The organism is Flavobacterium sp. (assembly GCF_036782315.1).
Lineage (GTDB): Bacteria > Bacteroidota > Bacteroidia > Flavobacteriales > Flavobacteriaceae > Flavobacterium.
Genome location: NZ_DAIPZK010000006.1, coordinates 91,917 through 111,263 on the forward strand (window position 1 = coordinate 91,917; position 19,347 = coordinate 111,263).

Consider the following 19,347-nt stretch of genomic DNA (forward strand, 5'->3'; position numbering starts at 1 on the left):
GCAAAGATAGTTTTTAGTTTAAAAGTTTAAAAGTTTGAAGGTTTAAAAGTTAGTCCGTTTTTAAAAGAATTGCTATTTTTACAACATGATTTTAGTCACAGGAGCAACAGGATTAGTAGGTTCGCATTTATTAGTGCAACTTCTTCAAGAAAATGAGGAAGTAAAAGCATTATTTCGTTCGGATAAACAAATTGAAAAAGTCAAAAATGTTTTTGCTTTTCATAATCAAACCGCGCTTTTTGATAAAATTCATTGGGCAAAAGGCGACATTACGGATATTCCTTCGCTAGAAATTGCTTTTGAAAATGTCACTCATGTTTATCATTGTGCTGCTTTGATTTCGTTTGACCCGAGCGACGAAGACGAACTTCGAAAAATTAACATTGAAGGAACTGCTAACGTAGTGAATTGTTGTATTGATTTTGGCATCAAAAAACTTTGTCACGTAAGTTCAATTGCAGCTTTAGGAAACCCCAAAGAACACGAAACTACTATCACAGAAGAAACCGAATGGAATCCAGAAGAATTGCACAGTGATTATGCTATTACGAAATACGGTGCTGAAATGGAAGTTTGGCGTGGACATCAAGAAGGTTTAGAAGTCGTAATTGTGAATCCGGGTGTAATTTTTGGATATGGCTTTCCAAAAAAAGGAAGTGATGTAATTATTCAATCCGTTAAAAAAGGATTATCATTTTATACTAAAGGTAATATTGGAATTATTTCAGTTGAAGATGTTGTGAAATGTATGATTCAATTAATGAAAAGTAATGTTAATGGAGAACGTTATACTTTAGTGGGCGAAAACATTTCTACAAAAGAATTGCTCGATTTTATTGCAGCAGAATTGAACGTAAAAAAACCAAGCATTGAAGCAAAAAAGCCTATGATGGCAATTGCATGGCGTTTGGATTGGTTAATTTCAAAAATAGCAAATCGAAAAAGAAAATTAACTCGAAATACAGCTATTGCCTCTTATTCAAGAACCACTTTTGATACTTTCAAAATTGAATCAGAATTACAAATTACTTTTCAAAAAAAAGAAAGTTATTTAAAAACTATTCTACAGGCTCATAAATAGCTTTCCCTTCTTCAACCGCTTTTTTGTTTAAATCTACATCCATTTTAGCCTTTTCTTGTTCTAATCTCTCCATTACTTTTTTATAAATTTTTTTATATTTTCGAGGATTAGCTGCATAATAGCGTTGATTTTGTCGGTATGTTACACTATCAATTTTATATTTTTCAAAAATATATTTATCCATTTCAATATTATACTCATTTAGCTTGTAGGGCATTGAGCCATCAATTGCTTGAAGTATTGAAATATCGTAAATAATATCTACCATTACTTCCTCATCCAATAAATTATCGGGATTAGGTGCTGGGTTCTTAGAACAAGAAAACAACAATAAACTAACCCATAAAAAAAGTAGTTGCTTCATTATGCTTCTCTTTCAAATAATAAACGTTGTCCTGCTTTAATTTCTTTTACTTTACCATTGTGATAAACTAATTTTCCATTAACAAAAGTATGTGTTACTCTTGATTTGAAATTATACCCTTCAAACGGAGACCAACCACATTTGTATAAAATATTTTCTTTCTTCACGTTCCATGGCAAGTAGGCATTTACAATAGCAATATCAGCATAATATCCTTCTTTAATGAAACCACGTTTTTCGATTTTGAAAATTTTGGCCGGATTGTGACACATTTTTTCTACAATCTTTTCTACCGAAATTTTTCCTTGATGATGTGCCTCAAACATTGCCACAACAGCATGCTGAACCAATGGTCCACCAGAAGGACAAGTCAAATAAGGATTGCATTTTTCTTCCAGAGTATGAGGTGCATGATCAGTTGCAACTACATCAATTCTATCATCTAATAGTGCTTTCCATAAAGCATCTTTATCTGCTTGCGTTTTTACAGCTGGATTCCATTTAATTAAAGACCCTTTAGTATCATAATCTGCATCTGTAAACCATAAATGGTGAATACACACTTCTGCAGTAATTTGTTTTTGTTCTAATGGAATTTTATTGGTAAATAAATCGAGTTCTTTTGCGGTTGAAATATGAAAAACGTGAAGTCTGGCTCCAGTTTTTTTAGCTAAATCAATAATTCTTTCTGTTGATTTATAACATGCTTCAACACTTCTAATTTCGGGATGTTTTTCTACTGGAATATCATCTCCGTAAATTTCTTTGTACTTCGCTAAATTATTTTTTACTATAGTTTCGTCTTCACTATGTACAGCAATCAATAATTTAGTACTTGAAAATATTTTCTCTAATGAAGCAGAACTATCTACGAGCATATCTCCCGTGGAAGAACCCAAAAAAAGTTTTAATCCTGCTACATTTCTTGGATTCGTTTTTAAGATTTCTTCGAGATTATCATTAGTTCCTCCCATCATAAACGAATAATTTGCATATGATGTTTGAGAAGCAATTTGGTATTTATCTTCTAAAAGTTCTTGTGTAACAGCATTTGGGACTGTATTTGGCTGTTCTATAAAAGAAGTGATTCCTCCTGCAATAGCTGCTCTACTTTCTGTTTCGATAGTTCCTTTATGGGTAAGACCTGGCTCTCTAAAATGCACTTGATCATCAATAGCTCCAGGCATTACATAACTCCCCTCTGCATCAATAATAACACAATCAGAGGATTTTGGACTTATTTTTTCGGCTATTTCTTTTATAAATTCGTTTTCAATTAATATATCCCCTTCAAAAACAACTCCTTCGTTTACAATTTTGGCATTTCGAATTAAAAAAGTACTCATTATAATCTATTAAATATTTTACGTAATCTAAGCATTATCACTCCAACAACGGCTTCACGAATAATTCCGCTGCTCATTTTTGATTGTCCTTTTGTTCTATCTGTAAAAATGATTGGCACTTCTACAATCTTAAAATTCTTAACAAAAGCACGATATTTCATTTCTATTTGAAACGCATAACCCACAAATTTAATTCTATCGAGGTTAATGGTTTCTAAAACTATTCTTCTATAACATTTGAATCCTGCTGTGGCATCAGCAATTTTCATACCAGTAATCATTCTTACATAAACCGATGCAAAGTAAGATAACAAAACACGGCTTAATGGCCAATTTACCACATTTACTCCGTTTGAATATCTTGATCCAATAGCTACATCAGCACCATTTTTACAAGCAACTAGTAATTTTTCTAAATCATTTGGGTTGTGTGAAAAATCGGCATCCATCTCAAAAATATATGTATAACCCTTTGAAAGCGCCCATTTGAATCCATGCACATAGGCTGTGCCTAGTCCTGCTTTTTTCAATCGGACTTCTAAATGAAGTTGCGAAGGAAATTCCTGTTGCATTTCTTTCACTTTTACAGCTGTACCATCAGGTGAATTATCATCTACTATTAAAACATGAAACTGAGAAGGCAAAGCCAAAACTGCCTTTATGATCGCTTCAATATTTTCAATTTCGTTAAACGTAGGAATTATAACAACACCTTGAGCCATAAAAAATCGTATATTTTAATTGCAAAAATAAGCTATTTCTAGTTGACAATTCTTAATAATTTTATAATAATGAAAATGACACTATTTTTTGTAATTTTGCGCTCATATGTTAGCAATTCAATTACACGATCGAATTATTGAAAGCAAAGACTGGGCGACCATCTTGTTTGTTATTTGTGTGGCTATAATTGCGATTAATAAAACCATATCATCGGTAAGATTTAATGAGTTTGTTCGATTAGCATATTCCGATAAATACACTAAAATTTATCGTGATAGCAGTAATTTAATGAGCGGTTTTACCATTTCGATGTTTGTATTGCAACTGATTTCGTTTTCTTTCTTTACTTTATTAGTACTCGATCAATTTGATAGAGCCGAAAAGACCAATTTAATTATTTACATCCAAATCTTTACTTTTTTAACGGTATTTATCCTTTCTAAGTTTTTAATAGAAAAAATTATTGCAACCGCATTTAAAATTGAAGAGTTCAACGAACAATTCAACTTGTTAAAAGTCAATTATAGAGCCTATTTTGGATTCATTTTATTGCCTGTAAACATCATTTTGTTTTACAATTCATTAAATGCTAATTGGTTCTTTTGGACATTATTGATTATACTAATCACTATAAACGTTACTACTTACTTGGTTGCATTGAAATTATATCAAAATTTACTATTACGTAAAATATTTTATTTTATTTTGTATCTTTGCACCCTTGAAATAGCACCTTACTATTTTATTTATAATTGGTTTACAAAAAATTAGAGAGAAATATGTCAAATTTGAAAGTGAAAACAATATTAGTTTCACAACCAGAGCCTAAAGTAGAAAATTCTCCTTATTTTGAGCTTCAAAATAAACTGAAAGTCAAAATAGATTTTAGACCTTTCATCCACGTAGAAGGTGTTCCTGCTAAAGAAGTTCGCGCTCAAAAAATCGATTTAAACAACTATACCGCTATCATATTAACCAGTAGAAACTCTGTTGATCATTTTTTCAGAGTAGCAGATGAAATGCGCTACAAAGTTCCTGAGGACTTGAAGTATTTTTGTCAGTCTGAAGCCGTAGCTTTCTACTTACAACGTTATGTGGTTTATAGAAAAAGAAAAATTTATGTTGGTCAAAAAGACTTTGCTGATTTGTCGCCACTTATTAAAAAATATAAAGACGAGAAGTTCTTATTACCTTCTTCTGATCAATTAAATGCTGATGTACCACCTACATTGGATGCTTTGAAAGTTGATTGGACAAAAGGTACTTTCTATAGAACAGTAATGAGTGATCTATCGGATTTAAAAGATGTGTATTACGATGTTTTAGCCTTCTTTAGTCCTACTGGAATCAAATCATTATTTAAAAACTTCCCTGATTTCAAACAAAATAATACTCGTATTGCAGTTTTTGGTAGTACTACTCAAAAAGAAGCTTTAGAGCACGGTTTACGAGTTGACATTATGGCACCTAGCCCTGGAACTCCATCAATGACTGGAGCTTTAGAGAAATATATTACGGAAGCAAATAAAGGAAAATAAAATCACCCCCTCAGAAATACTTAAAACCCCAAATTCAATAATGAATTTGGGGTTTTTTATAATATGAAACAAAAAAAGTCCCGAAATTTTCGGGACTTTTCTATATAAATTTCATTAGATTACAATTGAGGACCAGCTGCTACTAGTGATTTACCTTCTTCGTTATCTGTATATTGAACGAAGTTTTTGATAAATCTTGAAGCTAAATCTTCTGCTTTTGTTTGCCATTCAGCAGCATCTGGATAGGTATTTCTTGGATCTAAAATATTTGTATCAACATTTGGTAAAGCTGTAGGAACTACAAAATTAAATACTGGAACTGTTTTAGTTTCTGCGTTCTCAATTGAACCATCTAAAATAGCATCAATGATGGCACGAGTATCCTTAATTGAAATACGTTTTCCAGTTCCGTTCCAACCTGTGTTAACCATATAAGCTGTAGCATTGTGTTGCTCCATTTTCTTAACTAATTCTTCACCGTATTTGGTTGGATGCAATGTTAAAAATGCTTTTCCAAAACAAGCTGAGAATGTTGGTTCTGGTTGTGTTACTCCTCTTTCAGTTCCTGCTAATTTAGCAGTAAATCCTGATAAGAAGTAATATTTTGTTTGCTCAGGAGTTAGTTTAGAAACAGGAGGCATTACTCCGAATGCATCTGCCGTTAAGAAAATAACTTTAGTAGCATGACCTGCTTTAGAAACTGGTCTTACAATATTTTCAATATGATAAATTGGATAAGAAACACGAGTGTTTTGTGTAACTGAACCATCTTTAAAATCAATTTTTCCGTTTGCATCAATGGTTACGTTTTCTAACAACGCATCTCTTTTGATTGCTCCAAAGATATCTGGCTCGTTTTCTTTACTTAAATCGATAGTTTTTGCATAACATCCACCTTCGAAATTGAAAACACCATCATTATCCCATCCGTGTTCGTCGTCTCCGATTAATTCACGTTTTGGATCTGTTGATAAAGTAGTTTTTCCTGTTCCAGATAATCCGAAGAAAACAGCTACATCACCATCTTTTCCTTTGTTAGCAGAACAGTGCATAGAAGCAATTCCTTGTAATGGTAAGTAATAGTTCATCATAGCGAACAATCCTTTTTTCATTTCTCCACCGTACCAAGTCCCTCCAATTAATTGGATTTTCTCAGTTAAGTTGAACGCGATATATACTTCCGAATTTAATCCGTGAGCAGCGTAATCTTTGAAACTTGTTTTTGAACCGTTCATTACTACGAAATCTGGCTCGCCAAAGTTTTCTAATTCAGCTTCTGTTGGACGAATGAACATATTTTTTACAAAGTGAGCTTGCCATGCAACTTCCATGATGAAACGAACTTTCAATCTTGTATTTTCGTTTGCACCACAAAAAGCGTCAACAACGTATAATTTTTTATTCGATAATTGCTTTACTGTAGTTTCTTTTAAAGCATTCCAAGTATCTTGAGAAATAGGTTTGTTATCGTTAGCTGCTTTATCAGAATTCCACCAAATTGTGTTTTCTGTAACGCTATCTTTAACAATATATTTATCTTTAGGAGAACGACCTGTGAATTCACCTGTCATTACGTTTACCGCGCCAAGTTCTGACAACTGACCTCTTTCAAACCCTTCTAAAGTTGGGTTTAATTCTTCATTATATAAATAATCGTATGAAGGATTGTATATGATTTCTGATACATTAACGATTCCGTACTTTTCTAACGAAATCGATTTCGTAGTTTGAGCATTCGTATCCATAAAATTAGGTTATGTTGTGTTTTAAATAAAGTGCAAAATTATAAATTAAATTTGAGATACCGTTTTAAATTATTGTTTTTTAGACAAAACAGTATAAAATAAGTACGCCCAAGCAGCAACCAAGAATAAACCTCCAATTGGTGTTATGGGTCCTAAAAATTTTGTCTTCAAATTAGTGATGGTATTAGTTGCCAAAAAATAAATGGAACCTGAAAAAAACAAAACCCCTGTGATTGTCAAATAAAAAATAATTGTACGTTCTTTTTCTCCAAGAAAGGCAAATGTTCCAACAAACAAAAGAAACAAAGCATGATACATTTGATAACGCACTCCTACCTCAAATGTTGCCAATTGCTCCATCGAAAGTACTTTTTTTAAACCATGAGCACCAAAAGCTCCTAAAATTATTGCTGTAACTCCCAAAAAAGCAGCAACCAACAGTATTTTCTTATCCATTTTGTATAATTTGTGACCAAAGATAGCAAAAGTTTTTATGTTAAATTATGTCATAAATCAAGAATTTATTTTTATAAATATAACATTTTACTATCTTCGTGTGATATTTTCAGATTTTACCAAATGAGACACATTTTAGTCATTGGAGCAGGGCGTTCTGCTTCATCTCTTATAAAATATTTATTAGACCATTCCGAAGCACAAAATCTTCAGGTTACTATTGGCGATTTGTCGGAAGAATTGGCAAAACAAAAGACCAAAAATCACAAAAATGCTAGAGCGATTGCTTTTGATATTTTTAATGAAGCACAACGAAAAGAAGAAATTCAAAAAGCAGATGTTGTAGTTTCAATGTTGCCAGCGCATTTACATTTAGAAGTTGCAAAAGATTGTATTACCTACAAAAAACATATGGTAACCGCATCTTATATCAGCCCAGCGATGCAAGAATTAGATGCTGCAGCTAAAGAAAACGGGTTAGTCTTTATGAATGAAATTGGGCTTGACCCAGGAATCGATCATATGAGTGCAATGAAAGTATTGGATGAAATTCGTGAAAAAGGCGGAAACATCATTTTATTTGAATCATTCTGTGGCGGATTAGTGGCTCCTGAAAGCGACAACAATTTATGGAATTACAAATTTACTTGGAACCCTAGAAATGTAGTATTAGCTGGACAAGGTGGCGCTGCAAAATTTATTCAAGAAGGAACTTACAAATACATCCCTTACACCAAATTATTCAGAAGAACCGAGTTTTTAGAAGTTGAAGGTTACGGAAGATTCGAAGCTTACGCTAATCGTGATTCTTTAAAATACAGAAGCGTTTACGGATTAGATGATGCTTTAACTTGTTACCGAGGAACTATCAGAAGAGTTGGGTATTCAAGAGCTTGGGATATTTTAGTGCAATTAGGCATGACAGACGATTCATACACAATTGACAATTCGGAAAACATGACGTATCGTGAATTTACGAATTCGTTTTTACCTTATCACCCGACTGATACTGTTGAAATTAAATTACGTCACGCGCAAAAAATTGACCAAGATGATATTATTTGGGATAAACTAGTTGAAATCGATTTATTCAATCCAAACAAAAAAATTGGTTTAGTAAAAGCAACTCCGGCACAAATTTTAGAAAAAATCTTGTCAGAAAAATGGGCTTTAGAACCAAATGATAAAGATATGATTGTGATGTATCACAAATTTGGTTACGAATTAAACGGCGAGAAAAAACAAATTGATTCTACCATGGTTTGCATTGGTGACGATCAAACGTATACAGCAATGGCAAAAACTGTTGGACTTCCAGTGGCTATAGCAACATTAAAAATCTTAAACAAGGAAATTACAACACCAGGCGTACAACTCCCAATTACAAAAGAAGTATACAATCCAATCTTGAAAGAATTAGAAGATTACGGCGTAATTTTCAAAGAAACTGAAGTTCCCTATTTAGGTTACAATCCACTAAATATAAAGAATTAAGTAATTATAATTCAAAATAGAAAATCCGAAATCGTAATTGGTTTCGGATTTTTTTATTCCTTTTGAAATCAATTTTGTATTTTTACTTTCAAATTCACACCATATGAAAATAAATCAATTACAAATTGAAATCGATGGAATTGACAAAGAAATTCTTCGTGATTTGATGGAAGATGCGCGTAAACCTATTTTACAGATTGCGAATAAAATTGGGATTTCGGGCGCTGCGATTCATCAACGACTAAGAAAACTAGAACAAGCTGGAGTGATTTCGGGTTCAAAATTTATTGTGGATACGAAAGTTTTGGGTTATAGCACGATGGCTTTTATCGGGATATATCTAGAAAAAGCATCAAGTAATCCAGAAGTGGTGAAAGAATTGAAGAAGATTCCAGAAGTTTTGGAATGTCATTATACTACTGGAAATTGGAGTATTTTAATAAAAATCATTTGTCGCGATAACGAACATTTGATGCAATTACTCAACAAGAAAATCCAACCTATTGATGGGGTTTCGAGAACAGAAACCTACATTTCTTTAGAACAACAAATTGAAAGACAAATACAATTGTAATTTCAAATTTAAAAATCAAGAACAAATAAAAACCCAAACTCTAAACGAATTTGGGTTTTAAAATATAATATCTAGCAAACTAATTACTCTCTCGAACCTAAAATCTGGAAAGCCCAATATAATAAAGACGCTAAAGCTCCTAAAGCGGCAACTACATACGTTCTTGCTGCCCATTTTAATGAATCTTCGGCACCTGCATACTCTTGCTGGCTTACCATGTTTTTATTTTTTAACCAAGCTAAAGCTCTGTTACTTGCATCGTACTCTACTGGAAGTGTAATAAAACTGAATGATGTTGCAATTGCCATTAAAATTAAACCAGCAACCGCTACATAAAAACCAATAGGAGATTTTGAAGCTAAACCTAAAATAATACCACCCATAATTAACCATTGCGACATACTTGACGAAATATTCACTATCGGCACCATTTTAGAACGCATTGTTAACCAACTATAAGCATGAGCATGTTGTACTGCATGCCCAACTTCGTGAGCCGCAACTGCAGCCGCAGCTGCATTTCTTTGATTGTAAACTGCTTCTGATAAGTTTACAGTTTTATCCAATGGATTGTAGTGATCCGTTAATCTTCCTGGTGTTGAAATGACTTTTACATCAAAAATTCCGTGGTCGTGAAGCATTTTCTCTGCTATTTCTGCACCGCTCATTCCATTGCGTAAAGAAATTTTTGAATAGTATTCAAACTTGCTCTTCAAACGAGAGCTTACAATCCAACTTACTAGAGCTATTGCTCCAAGCATAACATAATATCCTAACATAACTTTTCTTTTTATTTTTTATTACAAACAAATTCTAAGCCAAATTATCTCTAATGACAAGTTGACATTGTAATTTATTAGTTATACGTAAAAAATGTAAAATGTTACAAAAAACCCAAACTTTTTGAGTTTGGGTTTTGAAATTTTATTCGTTTAGTTTATTTAATTCTTGTTCTATTTGAACATGAATTTTATCTAATTCATTATTATAATTATCGGTGTTTTCTTGGATTGCTTTCTTAAATAATTCAAAAGCTTGCAATCTCAACTCGGTATAATTTAAAAGTATTTTGTTTTTATCAATAATTTCATTTGGCAATCCATCCAAATTTGATACTTCTTTGATAATTTGCTTGTTCTCAACCCATTTTGGAATTACATCTCTATTCAGCCTAATAAGAAGTTTTTCTTGATTTTCTGTTTCAAGGAAACTATAAAATTCTAAAGAGGCTGTTTCGTTTTTAGAATAAAGTTCCATCTTTTTATCATACTCAAGAAGATTTCCTTCATTTTCAAAAAGAAAAAAATAACCAAAAATAAGTGTAATTAAAAGCAACAATGACACAAAACCAATTCTAGCCGCTTTCCATCCAGAATAAAACTCATTTCCTAATTCTTTATGCAACTTTAATGTTTCCCCTTGAGTTTGCTCAACAACATAATAAATGATTGCTGTGTAAATTAATGGAATTATTTGATTTGGTACTTTCTCCATAATACTTTCAGGCATTATGAATATAAAACCAAAAACAGCAACTGTAGTTAGTAAACCATATATAAATGCTTTTTTAGCTTCATCAGGTTTATTTAATTCCAAATAATTCTCTCTTACCAAATATCCAGCCGCTAATGGGCCGCCTAAAAAAGTTGCAATACTAATAGCTCTTTGAGAATATAATTTTAATCCTTTAGTTTTGTTTTGTTCTTGAATTGTTTCCATAAATTATCCCACCAAATTAATAATCTTACCTGGAACGATAATCACTTTGTTTGGTGTTCTTCCTTGTAATTGATTTTGTGTTCTTTCATCAGCCATTACGATTTCTTCGATTTGAGCTGCGGTTAAATCTAAAGGCAACTTGATCGTGAAACGCATTTTTCCATTGAACGAAACTGGATATTCTTTTTCTGATTCTACTAAATATTTTTCTTCAAATTTTGGAAAAGCAACAGTTGCAATTGAACCTTCGTGACCTAAAGCGCTCCATAATTCTTCCGCAATATGAGGTGCATAAGGAGAAACTAAAATTGCTAACGGTTCTAAAATCGCACGGTGATGGCATTTTTGTTGCGCCAACTCATTCACACAAATCATAAATTGTGAAACCGATGTATTGAAAGAGAAATTCTCGATATCTTCAGTAACTTTTTTGATGGTTTTATGTAGTGATTTGTACATTTCCGCTGTTGGTTCGTCATTGGTGATGTTTAAACCGTTGTCATCAAAATACAAACGCCATAATTTTTTCAAGAAGCCGTAAACTCCAGTAATTCCAGCCGTATTCCAAGGTTTGGCTTGCTCTAACGGCCCTAAAAACATTTCGTACAAACGCAACGTATCGGCACCATATTCGTTACAAATATCATCTGGATTGACTACGTTGTATTTTGATTTTGACATTTTTTCAACTTCGCGACCTACAATGTATTTACCATCTTCTAAAATGAATTCCGCATCTTTATAATCTGAATATAATGGATGGGCTTTGAATTTTTCGATGTCTAATTCGTTGGTGATGTCATTGATACAAGACAAATCAACATGAATAGGCAAAGCCAATGGTTCTGCATCAAACCAAACAGCACTTTTAACTCCAATTTTTATATACTCATTTAAAATTTCCTCTTTAATTCTCTCAATTTCTGAGTTGTTAATTTTATTAATTAAATCACCATATATCTTTTTTGATAATAAATAAGTTTTCTTTTTTACTTTTAATGATTTAACTAATTCACTTGTGTCAACAATTTGAACATGTTGATACATAATGTAAACAAAAGCACTCATTCCCAAAATCATTCCTTGATTGATCAATTTCTTGAATGGTTCTTCTGTTGGAGCGAAACCTCTATCTTTTAAGAATTTGTTCCAAAAACGAGAATACAATAAATGTCCAGTTGCGTGCTCGCTTCCTCCTATGTATAAATCTACGCTTTCCCAATATTTTAATGCGTCTTCGCTAGCAAAATCACTTTCATTTTGAGAATCCATATAACGCATCCAATACCAAGAAGAACCTGCCCAACCTGGCATGGTATTCAATTCTAATGGAAAAACTTTTACGTTATCAATCAAATCATTGCTTACCACCTCATTTTTCTCAGTATCCCAAGCCCACACCGTTGCGTTACCTAATGGTGGTTGGCCGTCTTCTGTTGGTAAATATTTCTCAACTTCTGGAAGTACGATTGGTAAATGTTTTTTATCAATCATTTGTGGTAAACCGTTCACATAATATACTGGAAAAGGTTCACCCCAATAGCGTTGGCGAGAGAAAACAGCATCACGTAAACGGTAATTTACTTTTGCTTTTCCTGCTCCAATTTTTTCTAATTCTTCGATTACTTTTTTCGTTCCGGTTTTGTAATCCAATCCGTTTAAGAAATCAGAATTTACTAATTCGAAACCGCCTTTTTCTCCGTAAGCCGCTTCTGAAATATCTTGGTTGAAAATGTTTTTAATTTCAGGCATACCGTGAACTCCTTTGAAGAAATTCGCGAAAGCATAATCACGCTCATCGCCACAAGGAACCGCCATAACAGCTCCAGTTCCGTAACCTGCTAACACATAATCGCCAATCCAAACTGGAATTGGTTCTTTCGTAAAAGGATGTTCGGCATACGCTCCCGTGAAAACTCCTGAAATGGTTTTAACATCTGCCATTCTTTCTCTTTCCGAACGTTTTGCAGTAGCTTCAATGTAAGCATCCACCGCTGCTTTTTGTTCTGGAGTTGTGATTGTAGCAACCAATTCGTGCTCGGGTGCTAACGTCATAAACGTTACTCCGAAAATGGTATCAGGACGCGTTGTAAATACTTCGATTACTGCATCATGATTTTTTACATTGAAAGTCACAGCAGCACCAACTGATTTTCCAATCCAGTTTCTTTGTGATTCTTTGATAGATTCACTCCAATCGATAGTTTCTAAACCTTGGAGTAAACGCTCGGCATAAGCTGAAATTCGCATTGACCATTGTGTCATTTTTTTACGAATTACAGGATGTCCGCCACGTTCTGAAACACCGTTTACAATTTCGTCATTCGCTAAAACGGTTCCTAATGCTGGACACCAGTTAACTTCAGTTTCGGCTAAATAAGTTAATCTATATTGTAATAAGATTTTTTGTTGTTGTTTTGATGAAAATGAGTTCCATTCTGCTGCTGAAAATGACACAATATTATCGTCACAAACGGCATTTACATTCGCATTTCCGTTTTTCTCAAATTCTTGAATTAACGTACAAATACTTTCTGCTTTATCCGTAGTTTTATTGTACCAAGATTCGAATAATTGAATGAAAATCCACTGTGTATGTTTGTAATAATCAGGATTTGAGGTACGCACTTCACGACTCCAATCAAACGAAAATCCGATTTTATCCAATTGTTCACGGTAACGTGCAATGTTTTCACGAGTTGTTTTTTCTGGATGTTGCCCCGTTTGAATCGCATATTGTTCCGCTGGCAAACCAAAAGAATCGTAACCTTGTGGATGCAACACATTAAATCCTTGATGTCTTTTATAACGTGCCACAATATCAGAAGCAATGTAACCTAGCGGATGTCCTACGTGTAACCCAGCTCCAGAAGGATACGGAAACATATCTAATACATAATACTTAGGTTTATCTGAATTGTTTTTTGCGGCAAAAGTTTGGTTTTCTGCCCAATATTGTTGCCATTTGGCTTCGATTTCGTTATGGAAATATTTCATTCGACGTTTTTATTCTTTATTAAGGTCTCATGCTTTCGCAAGCTCAAGTCATTTGTTATTGTTTCAAGTTTCAGGTTAAAAAGTTCTATTAAACTTGGACCTTGAAACTAAAATTTCGGTGCAAAAATACATTTTATAAAACTTTTATAAAACTAATCTTTAAAATATAGTATTCCGTTTGGATTGGCGTAACCTTTGAAGTTTCCTTTTTCGTCTTCTAGAGCTACATAATCTATAGATTCTAACAATGAAATTCCTTTTTTTCCGCTTCCGATGGCATATCTAATTTCTTTAACTAAATAAGGATAGTAAGAAGGTAACAATGTTAGAACATAATCAGAATTACTGTAATAACTGATGTAAGCCGAATGTTGGTTCCCTTTTTTAACTCTCAAGAAACTTTGATTTTCTGAATTGAATTCGATGCTATCAAACTCAATCGGTAATTTTATTTCTTTTGCATCAGCATTTGTTCCCAATAATTTTTCCGAAATTAATCCGTACAAATTGTTTTTCTTTACCAAAAAAACTTGTTCCTTTACCATAGGAGTTATGGTATATCCGACTTTTATTTCTTCATATTCAAATGGTAAAACAACATTGTGTTTAGTATCAATAACGCCATATTTCATCGTTTTGGTCTTCTTGTCTATAATTCCAACTTTGAAATAATTTTTTAAACTATAATTAAATTTTTTTTCAGACTTCATAGGTTCTAAGAAATCATATTCCATACTTTTCTGAAATGGAAATTGATAGACTAAACCGTATTTATTTTTCTTTTGGTAAATAATATAATTAAAGTAAGATTGTGTGGAATCAGAAAATGATTTTTCGTCTACTATAAGGCCTTTTGATTTAAAAATTTCTATTTTATCTGCTTTAATTGGAAACTTTATAAGCTTTACATTTTTTTTGACATTGTTTGAAACCTCAACTTCTATTTGGTTTTCTTTTAAAACATATTTGTAGTAAGAAGTTCCTTTTGGCGTTTTTCTCGTAGTATTCCCTCTTCCTGGCCCATCTCCACTTCCTGAGCCAGTTTTCGAAAAAGCTCTAGGTTCTTCAACAGCCATTTCACTATCTATATTGGGAACTACAATACTAGTATCATAATCATCGTATCTATTTTTCTTCTTACCCGAATTATCTAAAATATACTGACTATCTTTTTTCTCATCTAAAAGAATGATTTGACTTCCATCTACTCTAAAATATTTAGTTTCAACCGCACTTGTTGCCGTTTGTTTTACATAAGCAATTGCTAGTTCTTCTTTTGATTTTTTATTGTCTAACTCTATTGAAAAAACATCTTTTATAATGTAAATTAACTTATTGTTATTATAATGATCTATATTTACTAATGATTCTTTTCCTTCTAAATTCCTGATGTAAAATCCAATAATAAAACTATTATCATAACGTTTGTCATTACCTTTAATTCCTTTTAAAAAAGAAAGTGGTTGGTCAATTAAGAATTCTCCGTATGTATTGTATAAATAATGTGTTTCTTTTTTTAAAGAATCTTTCTTTACAGCCACTATTAAATTGTGCGAAATATATCTTAAATCTTGAAATTCTATAGGAATAATATTTTTCGAACCCAAATAAACTCCAACATTTTTACCCAATACTGCCTCAAAAAAATCATATGATTTACCACTAATATTCTTTATTGCTTCATATTTTGGAGCTACTAAAACTTTTGCATTTTCATCACACAATCCCCATGAACTTCCTTCCCTATAAGGAAATATTTTTCCTTGTGCCAATGTTGTTAATGTAAAAAAGAAAGAAAGCACTAAAATCTTATTTTGTAAAGTCATTTATATCATTTTTTAAGTCTCAAATTTACTGATTATAAATACTAAAGTTAAAACTTTGTTGTTATATTCTATGTAAACAAAATTTCTTTACTATTTTTACGGCTTAAATAGATTTATATGGCATCATCTTTTGAAAATTACAACAAACGACGTTTGATTTCATCCTACTTTTCGGTAGTATTGAGTATCTTTTTAGTATTGTTCCTTTTAGGAGCATTAGGACTTTTTGTAATTAATTCTAAAAAGATAACCAACGATTTTAAAGAAAACATTCCTATGACCGTTTTCTTTGATAATGACGCTAACGATTCAATCATTAGTAATTTTGATACCGAAATGAAAAATGCAAAATTCATAAAAGAATACGCATTTGTTCATAAAGACAGTGCCGCTAAAAACAATGTAGATATCGTAGGAAAAGATTTTATGGAGTTTTTAGGCTTCAATCCGCTTCAAAACTCTTTTGATATTCACTTGAAAGGCGATTACGTTAATGCCGATAGCATTAAGAAAATAGAACGTAATATTCGTAAAAACGAAATGGTTACCGAGATTATCTACGATAAAGAATTAGTAGATATGGTAAACGAAAACGTTACTAAAATTACTTTTTGGATTTTAATCATCAGTGGAATTTTAACGGTTGTAGCGATGTTATTAATCAACAGTTCTATGCGATTATCGATTTACTCCCACCGATTCACTATTAAAACCATGCAAATGGTAGGCGCTACAAAATCGTTCATCAGAAAACCTTTTATTTGGAGAAGTATTAAATTAGGATTAATTGGTTCTGGATTAGCTATTATCGGAATAATTGCTTTGGCTATTTATGTAGATGGCTTATTCCCAAGTTTAGGCATTGCAAAAGACTATGTTTCGCTTGGAATTGTAATTACAGGTGTTTTAGGAGTTGGAATTCTAATTACTTGGATTAGTACATTCTTTGCCACACAACGTTTCTTGAATTTAAAAACAGACGATCTTTATTAGTATTCAGTGTTCCGTAAAAGGTGTTCAGTGAATTTAAAAAATATAAAAATGGAAAATAATAACAAACCCGAATTTCTTTTTGACAAAGTAAATTATAAAATTCTTTTAGTGGGATTAGCTGTGATTGCACTTGGATTTATCCTAATGAGTGGTGGCGGAAGCGAAGATCCTAACGTTTTCAATAGTGAAGAATTATTTAGTTTCAGAAGAATTCGTTTAGCTCCAACGGTAGTTTTAATTGGATTCGGAATTACGATTTATTCGATTTTAAAAAATCCGAAGAAGTAAGACAGACTTTATGGATATTTTTCAAGCTATAATTATTGCTATCATTGAAGGTTTAACAGAATATTTACCCGTTTCTTCAACGGGACACATGATTTTTACGAGTTCTTATTTTGGAATTGAAAAAGAAGAATTCACCAAACTGTTTCAAGTTTCTATTCAATTTGGGGCTATTTTAGCAGTTGTAGTTTTGTATTGGAAGAAGTTTTTCGATTTCTCTAAACTTCAATTCTTTATTAAATTAGCTTTTGCCGTTATTCCAGCCTTAATCTTAGGAAAGTTATTTGACGATAAAATTGAAGCGGTTTTAGAACACCCAACACCAATTGCAATTGTACTTATCATTGGTGGAATCATTTTATTATTTGTTGATAGATTTTTTAAGAATCCTACTATTTTTAAAGAAGAAGATATTACCATAAAAAAAGCGGTAACTATTGGTTTTTGGCAATGTTTAGCCATGATGCCAGGCACGAGCCGAAGTGCAGCAAGTATTATTGGCGGTATGCAACAAGGACTAACCCGACAAGCTGCGGCCGAATTTTCATTCTTTTTAGCAGTACCAACTATGCTAGCTGTTACGTGTTATTCTATCTTTTTAAAATCATATGAAGCAAGTGGTTTAAAAGGGTACGAATTGATTTTAAAAACACCCGAAAACACAAAAATGTTTATCGTCGGAAATGTTGTGGCTTTTATTGTAGCGGTTTTAGCTATCAAGTTTTTTATTGAAATCATCAAAAAATACGGTTTCAAACCGTGGGGTTGGTATAGAATTGTAGCTGGAATTCTATTATTAGCGTACTTTAATTTATACAAATAATGAGTGCCGAAGAATTTTTAGCTGGAAAAGTACTTTTAATTGACAAACCATTAACTTGGTCATCGTTTCAAGCGGTGAATAAATTGAAATATATTTTAAAGCGTCAATACGATTTACCTAAGAAATTCAAAATTGGTCACGCTGGCACACTAGATCCTTTAGCTTCAGGTTTATTGATTATTTGTACGGGAAAATTCACAAAGAAAATAACCGAAATTCAAGCACAAGAAAAAGAATATACAGGAACTATTTTTGTAGGAGCCACTACTCCATCATATGATTTAGAAACCGAAATCGACGCCACTTTCCCAACCGAACATATTACTGAAGATTTGATTTTAGAAACTACAAAACAGTTTTTAGGGGAAATCGATCAAAAACCACCCGTTTTTTCGGCTATTAAAAAAGATGGAAAACGTTTATACGAACACGCACGCGCAGGTGAAGAAGTCGAAATTCAATCGAGAAAAACTACAATTTACGAATTTGAAATCACCCGAGTTCAATTACCAGAAATCGATTTTAGAGTCAAATGTAGTAAAGGCACTTACATTCGTTCGTTAGCTTATGATTTTGGTTTAGCCTTACAATCAGGAGGGCATTTAACAGCACTTCGAAGAACGAAAATTGGTAATTATAATGTAGAAGATGCTGTTACACCTGAAGTTTTTGAAAAAGAAATAAACAATGAAAATTAAACTTTCCAATTTATTCCTTCTAATTTCTTTTTTTAGTTTTTCACAAAATGTAAAACTAAAAACAGGTGATTTATTGTTTCAATCCATGAATTGCGGGCCACTTTGCGAAGCTATAAACGAAGTTACCGAAGGTTATCAAGGAAAAGATTTTAGCCATTTAGGAATGGTTTACATCAAAAACGATTCGATTTTTGTAATTGAAGCTGCTGGAAAAGCGGTAAAAGTAACACCCTACGAAATCTTCAAAACTTACACAAAAGAAGAAATGTATGTAGGAAGATTAAAAAGAAAATTCCGCAAATACATTCCAGAAGCCATTTTGTTTTCGTTGCAGCAAGTTGGGGTTCCTTATGATGATGAATATTTATACGACAATGGAAAATATTACTGTTCGGAATTGATATATGATGCTTTTTTGCATTCGTACAAAAAACCATTGTTTGATTTATTTCCAATGACTTTTAAATCACCCAAATCGAACGAATTCTTTGAAGTTTGGGCAGATTATTACCAAAAACTAAAAATGGAAATCCCAGAAGGTCAACTAGGTTGTAACCCTGGTGGAATTTCCACTTCTGATAAATTAAAAATTATTGGAACAGTAAAATAAATTTTTATTTTCAGGAACACAGATTATGGAAATAAGATAATTTTTAAAATTTCTTTAATCTGTGTTCCAAAAAAA

The 19,347-nt window shown here is 32.3% G+C and carries 19 protein-coding genes; 10 read left to right on the top strand and 9 right to left on the bottom strand.

Annotation, left to right across the window (positions count from 1 at the left end; translation table 11 throughout):
* The first annotated feature begins 85 nt into the window (after positions 1-85).
* A complete protein-coding gene (locus V7P59_RS07005; RefSeq protein ID WP_333809441.1) occupies positions 86-1,081 on the top strand; it encodes an NAD-dependent epimerase/dehydratase family protein in 996 nt (331 codons plus the stop codon).
* On the opposite strand, the gene V7P59_RS07010 is transcribed toward V7P59_RS07005, so the two are convergent.
* Genes V7P59_RS07010 through V7P59_RS07020 form a run of 3 tightly spaced genes read right to left on the bottom strand, consistent with a single transcriptional unit; the run spans position 1,059 to position 3,513 of the window.
* Complete coding sequence (locus V7P59_RS07010; RefSeq protein ID WP_333809442.1) at positions 1,059-1,445, bottom strand: DUF4296 domain-containing protein; 387 nt, start codon at positions 1,443-1,445, stop codon at positions 1,059-1,061. The genes V7P59_RS07005 and V7P59_RS07010 overlap by 23 nt on opposite strands.
* Positions 1,445-2,791 carry a dihydroorotase gene (locus V7P59_RS07015; protein ID WP_333809443.1) on the bottom strand — a complete coding sequence of 449 codons (1,347 nt, stop codon included), beginning with the start codon at positions 2,789-2,791 and terminating at the stop codon, positions 1,445-1,447. Before V7P59_RS07015 ends, V7P59_RS07010 begins: the two co-directional genes overlap by 1 nt.
* Positions 2,791-3,513, bottom strand: a complete 723-nt coding sequence (locus tag V7P59_RS07020) for a polyprenol monophosphomannose synthase (RefSeq protein ID WP_333809444.1) — start codon at positions 3,511-3,513, stop codon at positions 2,791-2,793. Before V7P59_RS07020 ends, V7P59_RS07015 begins: the two co-directional genes overlap by 1 nt.
* A gap of 106 nt (positions 3,514-3,619) precedes the next feature.
* Here V7P59_RS07020 and V7P59_RS07025 point away from each other — a divergent pair, with 106 nt between their 5' ends.
* Together V7P59_RS07025 and V7P59_RS07030 are read left to right on the top strand one after the other, a co-directional pair.
* Positions 3,620-4,285, top strand: a complete 666-nt coding sequence (locus V7P59_RS07025) for a DUF4271 domain-containing protein (protein ID WP_333809445.1) — start codon at positions 3,620-3,622, stop codon at positions 4,283-4,285.
* A 17-nt stretch (positions 4,286-4,302) separates the two neighbouring features.
* A complete protein-coding gene (locus V7P59_RS07030; RefSeq protein WP_333809498.1) occupies positions 4,303-5,052 on the top strand; it encodes a uroporphyrinogen-III synthase in 750 nt (249 codons plus the stop codon).
* A 119-nt stretch (positions 5,053-5,171) separates the two neighbouring features.
* On the opposite strand, the gene pckA is transcribed toward V7P59_RS07030, so the two are convergent.
* Together pckA and V7P59_RS07040 are read right to left on the bottom strand one after the other, a co-directional pair.
* Positions 5,172-6,797: a phosphoenolpyruvate carboxykinase (ATP) gene (gene pckA, locus V7P59_RS07035; RefSeq protein ID WP_333809446.1), complete on the bottom strand. Its 1,626-nt coding sequence runs from the start codon at positions 6,795-6,797 to the stop codon at positions 5,172-5,174.
* A 69-nt stretch (positions 6,798-6,866) separates the two neighbouring features.
* Positions 6,867-7,253 carry a DUF423 domain-containing protein gene (locus V7P59_RS07040; protein ID WP_333809447.1) on the bottom strand — a complete coding sequence of 129 codons (387 nt, stop codon included), beginning with the start codon at positions 7,251-7,253 and terminating at the stop codon, positions 6,867-6,869.
* 123 nt (positions 7,254-7,376) lie between these two features.
* Between V7P59_RS07040 and V7P59_RS07045 the strand changes: the two genes are divergently transcribed.
* Both V7P59_RS07045 and V7P59_RS07050 read left to right on the top strand, forming a co-directional pair.
* Complete coding sequence (locus tag V7P59_RS07045; protein WP_333809448.1) at positions 7,377-8,747, top strand: saccharopine dehydrogenase family protein; 1,371 nt, start codon at positions 7,377-7,379, stop codon at positions 8,745-8,747.
* A 103-nt stretch (positions 8,748-8,850) separates the two neighbouring features.
* Complete coding sequence (locus V7P59_RS07050) at positions 8,851-9,321, top strand: Lrp/AsnC family transcriptional regulator (RefSeq protein ID WP_333809449.1); 471 nt, start codon at positions 8,851-8,853, stop codon at positions 9,319-9,321.
* Between the two features lie 83 nt (positions 9,322-9,404).
* Here the strand turns inward: V7P59_RS07050 and V7P59_RS07055 are convergent, their stop codons facing one another.
* From V7P59_RS07055 to V7P59_RS07070, 4 genes are all read right to left on the bottom strand, one after another.
* On the bottom strand, positions 9,405-10,100 hold the full coding sequence (locus tag V7P59_RS07055; RefSeq protein WP_333809450.1) for a zinc metallopeptidase: 696 nt from the start codon (positions 10,098-10,100) through the stop codon (positions 9,405-9,407).
* A gap of 145 nt (positions 10,101-10,245) precedes the next feature.
* Positions 10,246-11,040 (bottom strand): hypothetical protein, encoded by a 795-nt coding sequence (locus V7P59_RS07060; RefSeq protein WP_333809452.1) that lies wholly within the window; start codon positions 11,038-11,040, stop codon positions 10,246-10,248.
* 3 nt (positions 11,041-11,043) lie between these two features.
* Entirely contained in the window at positions 11,044-14,037 is a 2,994-nt protein-coding gene (locus V7P59_RS07065) for a leucine--tRNA ligase (protein WP_333809453.1), read from the bottom strand.
* Between the two features lie 152 nt (positions 14,038-14,189).
* Positions 14,190-15,863, bottom strand: a complete 1,674-nt coding sequence (locus V7P59_RS07070) for a WG repeat-containing protein (protein WP_333809454.1) — start codon at positions 15,861-15,863, stop codon at positions 14,190-14,192.
* Between the two features lie 117 nt (positions 15,864-15,980).
* On the opposite strand from V7P59_RS07070, the gene V7P59_RS07075 reads away from it, so the two are divergent.
* Genes V7P59_RS07075 through V7P59_RS07095 form a run of 5 tightly spaced genes read left to right on the top strand, consistent with a single transcriptional unit; the run spans position 15,981 to position 19,272 of the window.
* The gene (locus V7P59_RS07075; RefSeq protein WP_333809455.1) at positions 15,981-16,856 is read left to right on the top strand and encodes a cell division protein FtsX; all 876 of its coding nucleotides are present in this window, start codon (positions 15,981-15,983) and stop codon (positions 16,854-16,856) included.
* Between the two features lie 48 nt (positions 16,857-16,904).
* Positions 16,905-17,144 carry a DUF3098 domain-containing protein gene (locus tag V7P59_RS07080; RefSeq protein WP_333809456.1) on the top strand — a complete coding sequence of 80 codons (240 nt, stop codon included), beginning with the start codon at positions 16,905-16,907 and terminating at the stop codon, positions 17,142-17,144.
* Positions 17,145-17,154: 10 nt separating this feature from the next.
* Complete coding sequence (locus V7P59_RS07085; RefSeq protein WP_333809457.1) at positions 17,155-17,964, top strand: undecaprenyl-diphosphate phosphatase; 810 nt, start codon at positions 17,155-17,157, stop codon at positions 17,962-17,964.
* On the top strand, positions 17,964-18,662 hold the full coding sequence (truB, locus tag V7P59_RS07090; protein WP_333809458.1) for a tRNA pseudouridine(55) synthase TruB: 699 nt from the start codon (positions 17,964-17,966) through the stop codon (positions 18,660-18,662). Before V7P59_RS07085 ends, truB begins: the two co-directional genes overlap by 1 nt.
* Positions 18,652-19,272 carry a YiiX/YebB-like N1pC/P60 family cysteine hydrolase gene (locus V7P59_RS07095; RefSeq protein ID WP_333809459.1) on the top strand — a complete coding sequence of 207 codons (621 nt, stop codon included), beginning with the start codon at positions 18,652-18,654 and terminating at the stop codon, positions 19,270-19,272. Before truB ends, V7P59_RS07095 begins: the two co-directional genes overlap by 11 nt.
* Positions 19,273-19,347 lie beyond the last annotated feature (75 nt).

What these genes read in the sequence shown, in the direction of transcription:
- V7P59_RS07005 (WP_333809441.1), top strand. Translation starts at nt 86, where the DNA reads ATGATTTTAGTCACAGGAGCAACAGGATTAGTAGGTTCGCATTTATTA.
- V7P59_RS07010 (WP_333809442.1), bottom strand. Translation starts at nt 1,445, where the DNA reads ATGAAGCAACTACTTTTTTTATGGGTTAGTTTATTGTTGTTTTCTTGT.
- V7P59_RS07015 (WP_333809443.1), bottom strand. Translation starts at nt 2,791, where the DNA reads ATGAGTACTTTTTTAATTCGAAATGCCAAAATTGTAAACGAAGGAGTT.
- V7P59_RS07020 (WP_333809444.1), bottom strand. Translation starts at nt 3,513, where the DNA reads ATGGCTCAAGGTGTTGTTATAATTCCTACGTTTAACGAAATTGAAAAT.
- V7P59_RS07025 (WP_333809445.1), top strand. Translation starts at nt 3,620, where the DNA reads ATGTTAGCAATTCAATTACACGATCGAATTATTGAAAGCAAAGACTGG.
- pckA (WP_333809446.1), bottom strand. Translation starts at nt 6,797, where the DNA reads ATGGATACGAATGCTCAAACTACGAAATCGATTTCGTTAGAAAAGTAC.
- V7P59_RS07040 (WP_333809447.1), bottom strand. Translation starts at nt 7,253, where the DNA reads ATGGATAAGAAAATACTGTTGGTTGCTGCTTTTTTGGGAGTTACAGCA.
- V7P59_RS07045 (WP_333809448.1), top strand. Translation starts at nt 7,377, where the DNA reads ATGAGACACATTTTAGTCATTGGAGCAGGGCGTTCTGCTTCATCTCTT.
- V7P59_RS07050 (WP_333809449.1), top strand. Translation starts at nt 8,851, where the DNA reads ATGAAAATAAATCAATTACAAATTGAAATCGATGGAATTGACAAAGAA.
- V7P59_RS07055 (WP_333809450.1), bottom strand. Translation starts at nt 10,100, where the DNA reads ATGTTAGGATATTATGTTATGCTTGGAGCAATAGCTCTAGTAAGTTGG.
- V7P59_RS07060 (WP_333809452.1), bottom strand. Translation starts at nt 11,040, where the DNA reads ATGGAAACAATTCAAGAACAAAACAAAACTAAAGGATTAAAATTATAT.
- V7P59_RS07065 (WP_333809453.1), bottom strand. Translation starts at nt 14,037, where the DNA reads ATGAAATATTTCCATAACGAAATCGAAGCCAAATGGCAACAATATTGG.
- V7P59_RS07070 (WP_333809454.1), bottom strand. Translation starts at nt 15,863, where the DNA reads ATGACTTTACAAAATAAGATTTTAGTGCTTTCTTTCTTTTTTACATTA.
- V7P59_RS07075 (WP_333809455.1), top strand. Translation starts at nt 15,981, where the DNA reads ATGGCATCATCTTTTGAAAATTACAACAAACGACGTTTGATTTCATCC.
- V7P59_RS07080 (WP_333809456.1), top strand. Translation starts at nt 16,905, where the DNA reads ATGGAAAATAATAACAAACCCGAATTTCTTTTTGACAAAGTAAATTAT.
- V7P59_RS07085 (WP_333809457.1), top strand. Translation starts at nt 17,155, where the DNA reads ATGGATATTTTTCAAGCTATAATTATTGCTATCATTGAAGGTTTAACA.
- truB (WP_333809458.1), top strand. Translation starts at nt 17,964, where the DNA reads ATGAGTGCCGAAGAATTTTTAGCTGGAAAAGTACTTTTAATTGACAAA.
- V7P59_RS07095 (WP_333809459.1), top strand. Translation starts at nt 18,652, where the DNA reads ATGAAAATTAAACTTTCCAATTTATTCCTTCTAATTTCTTTTTTTAGT.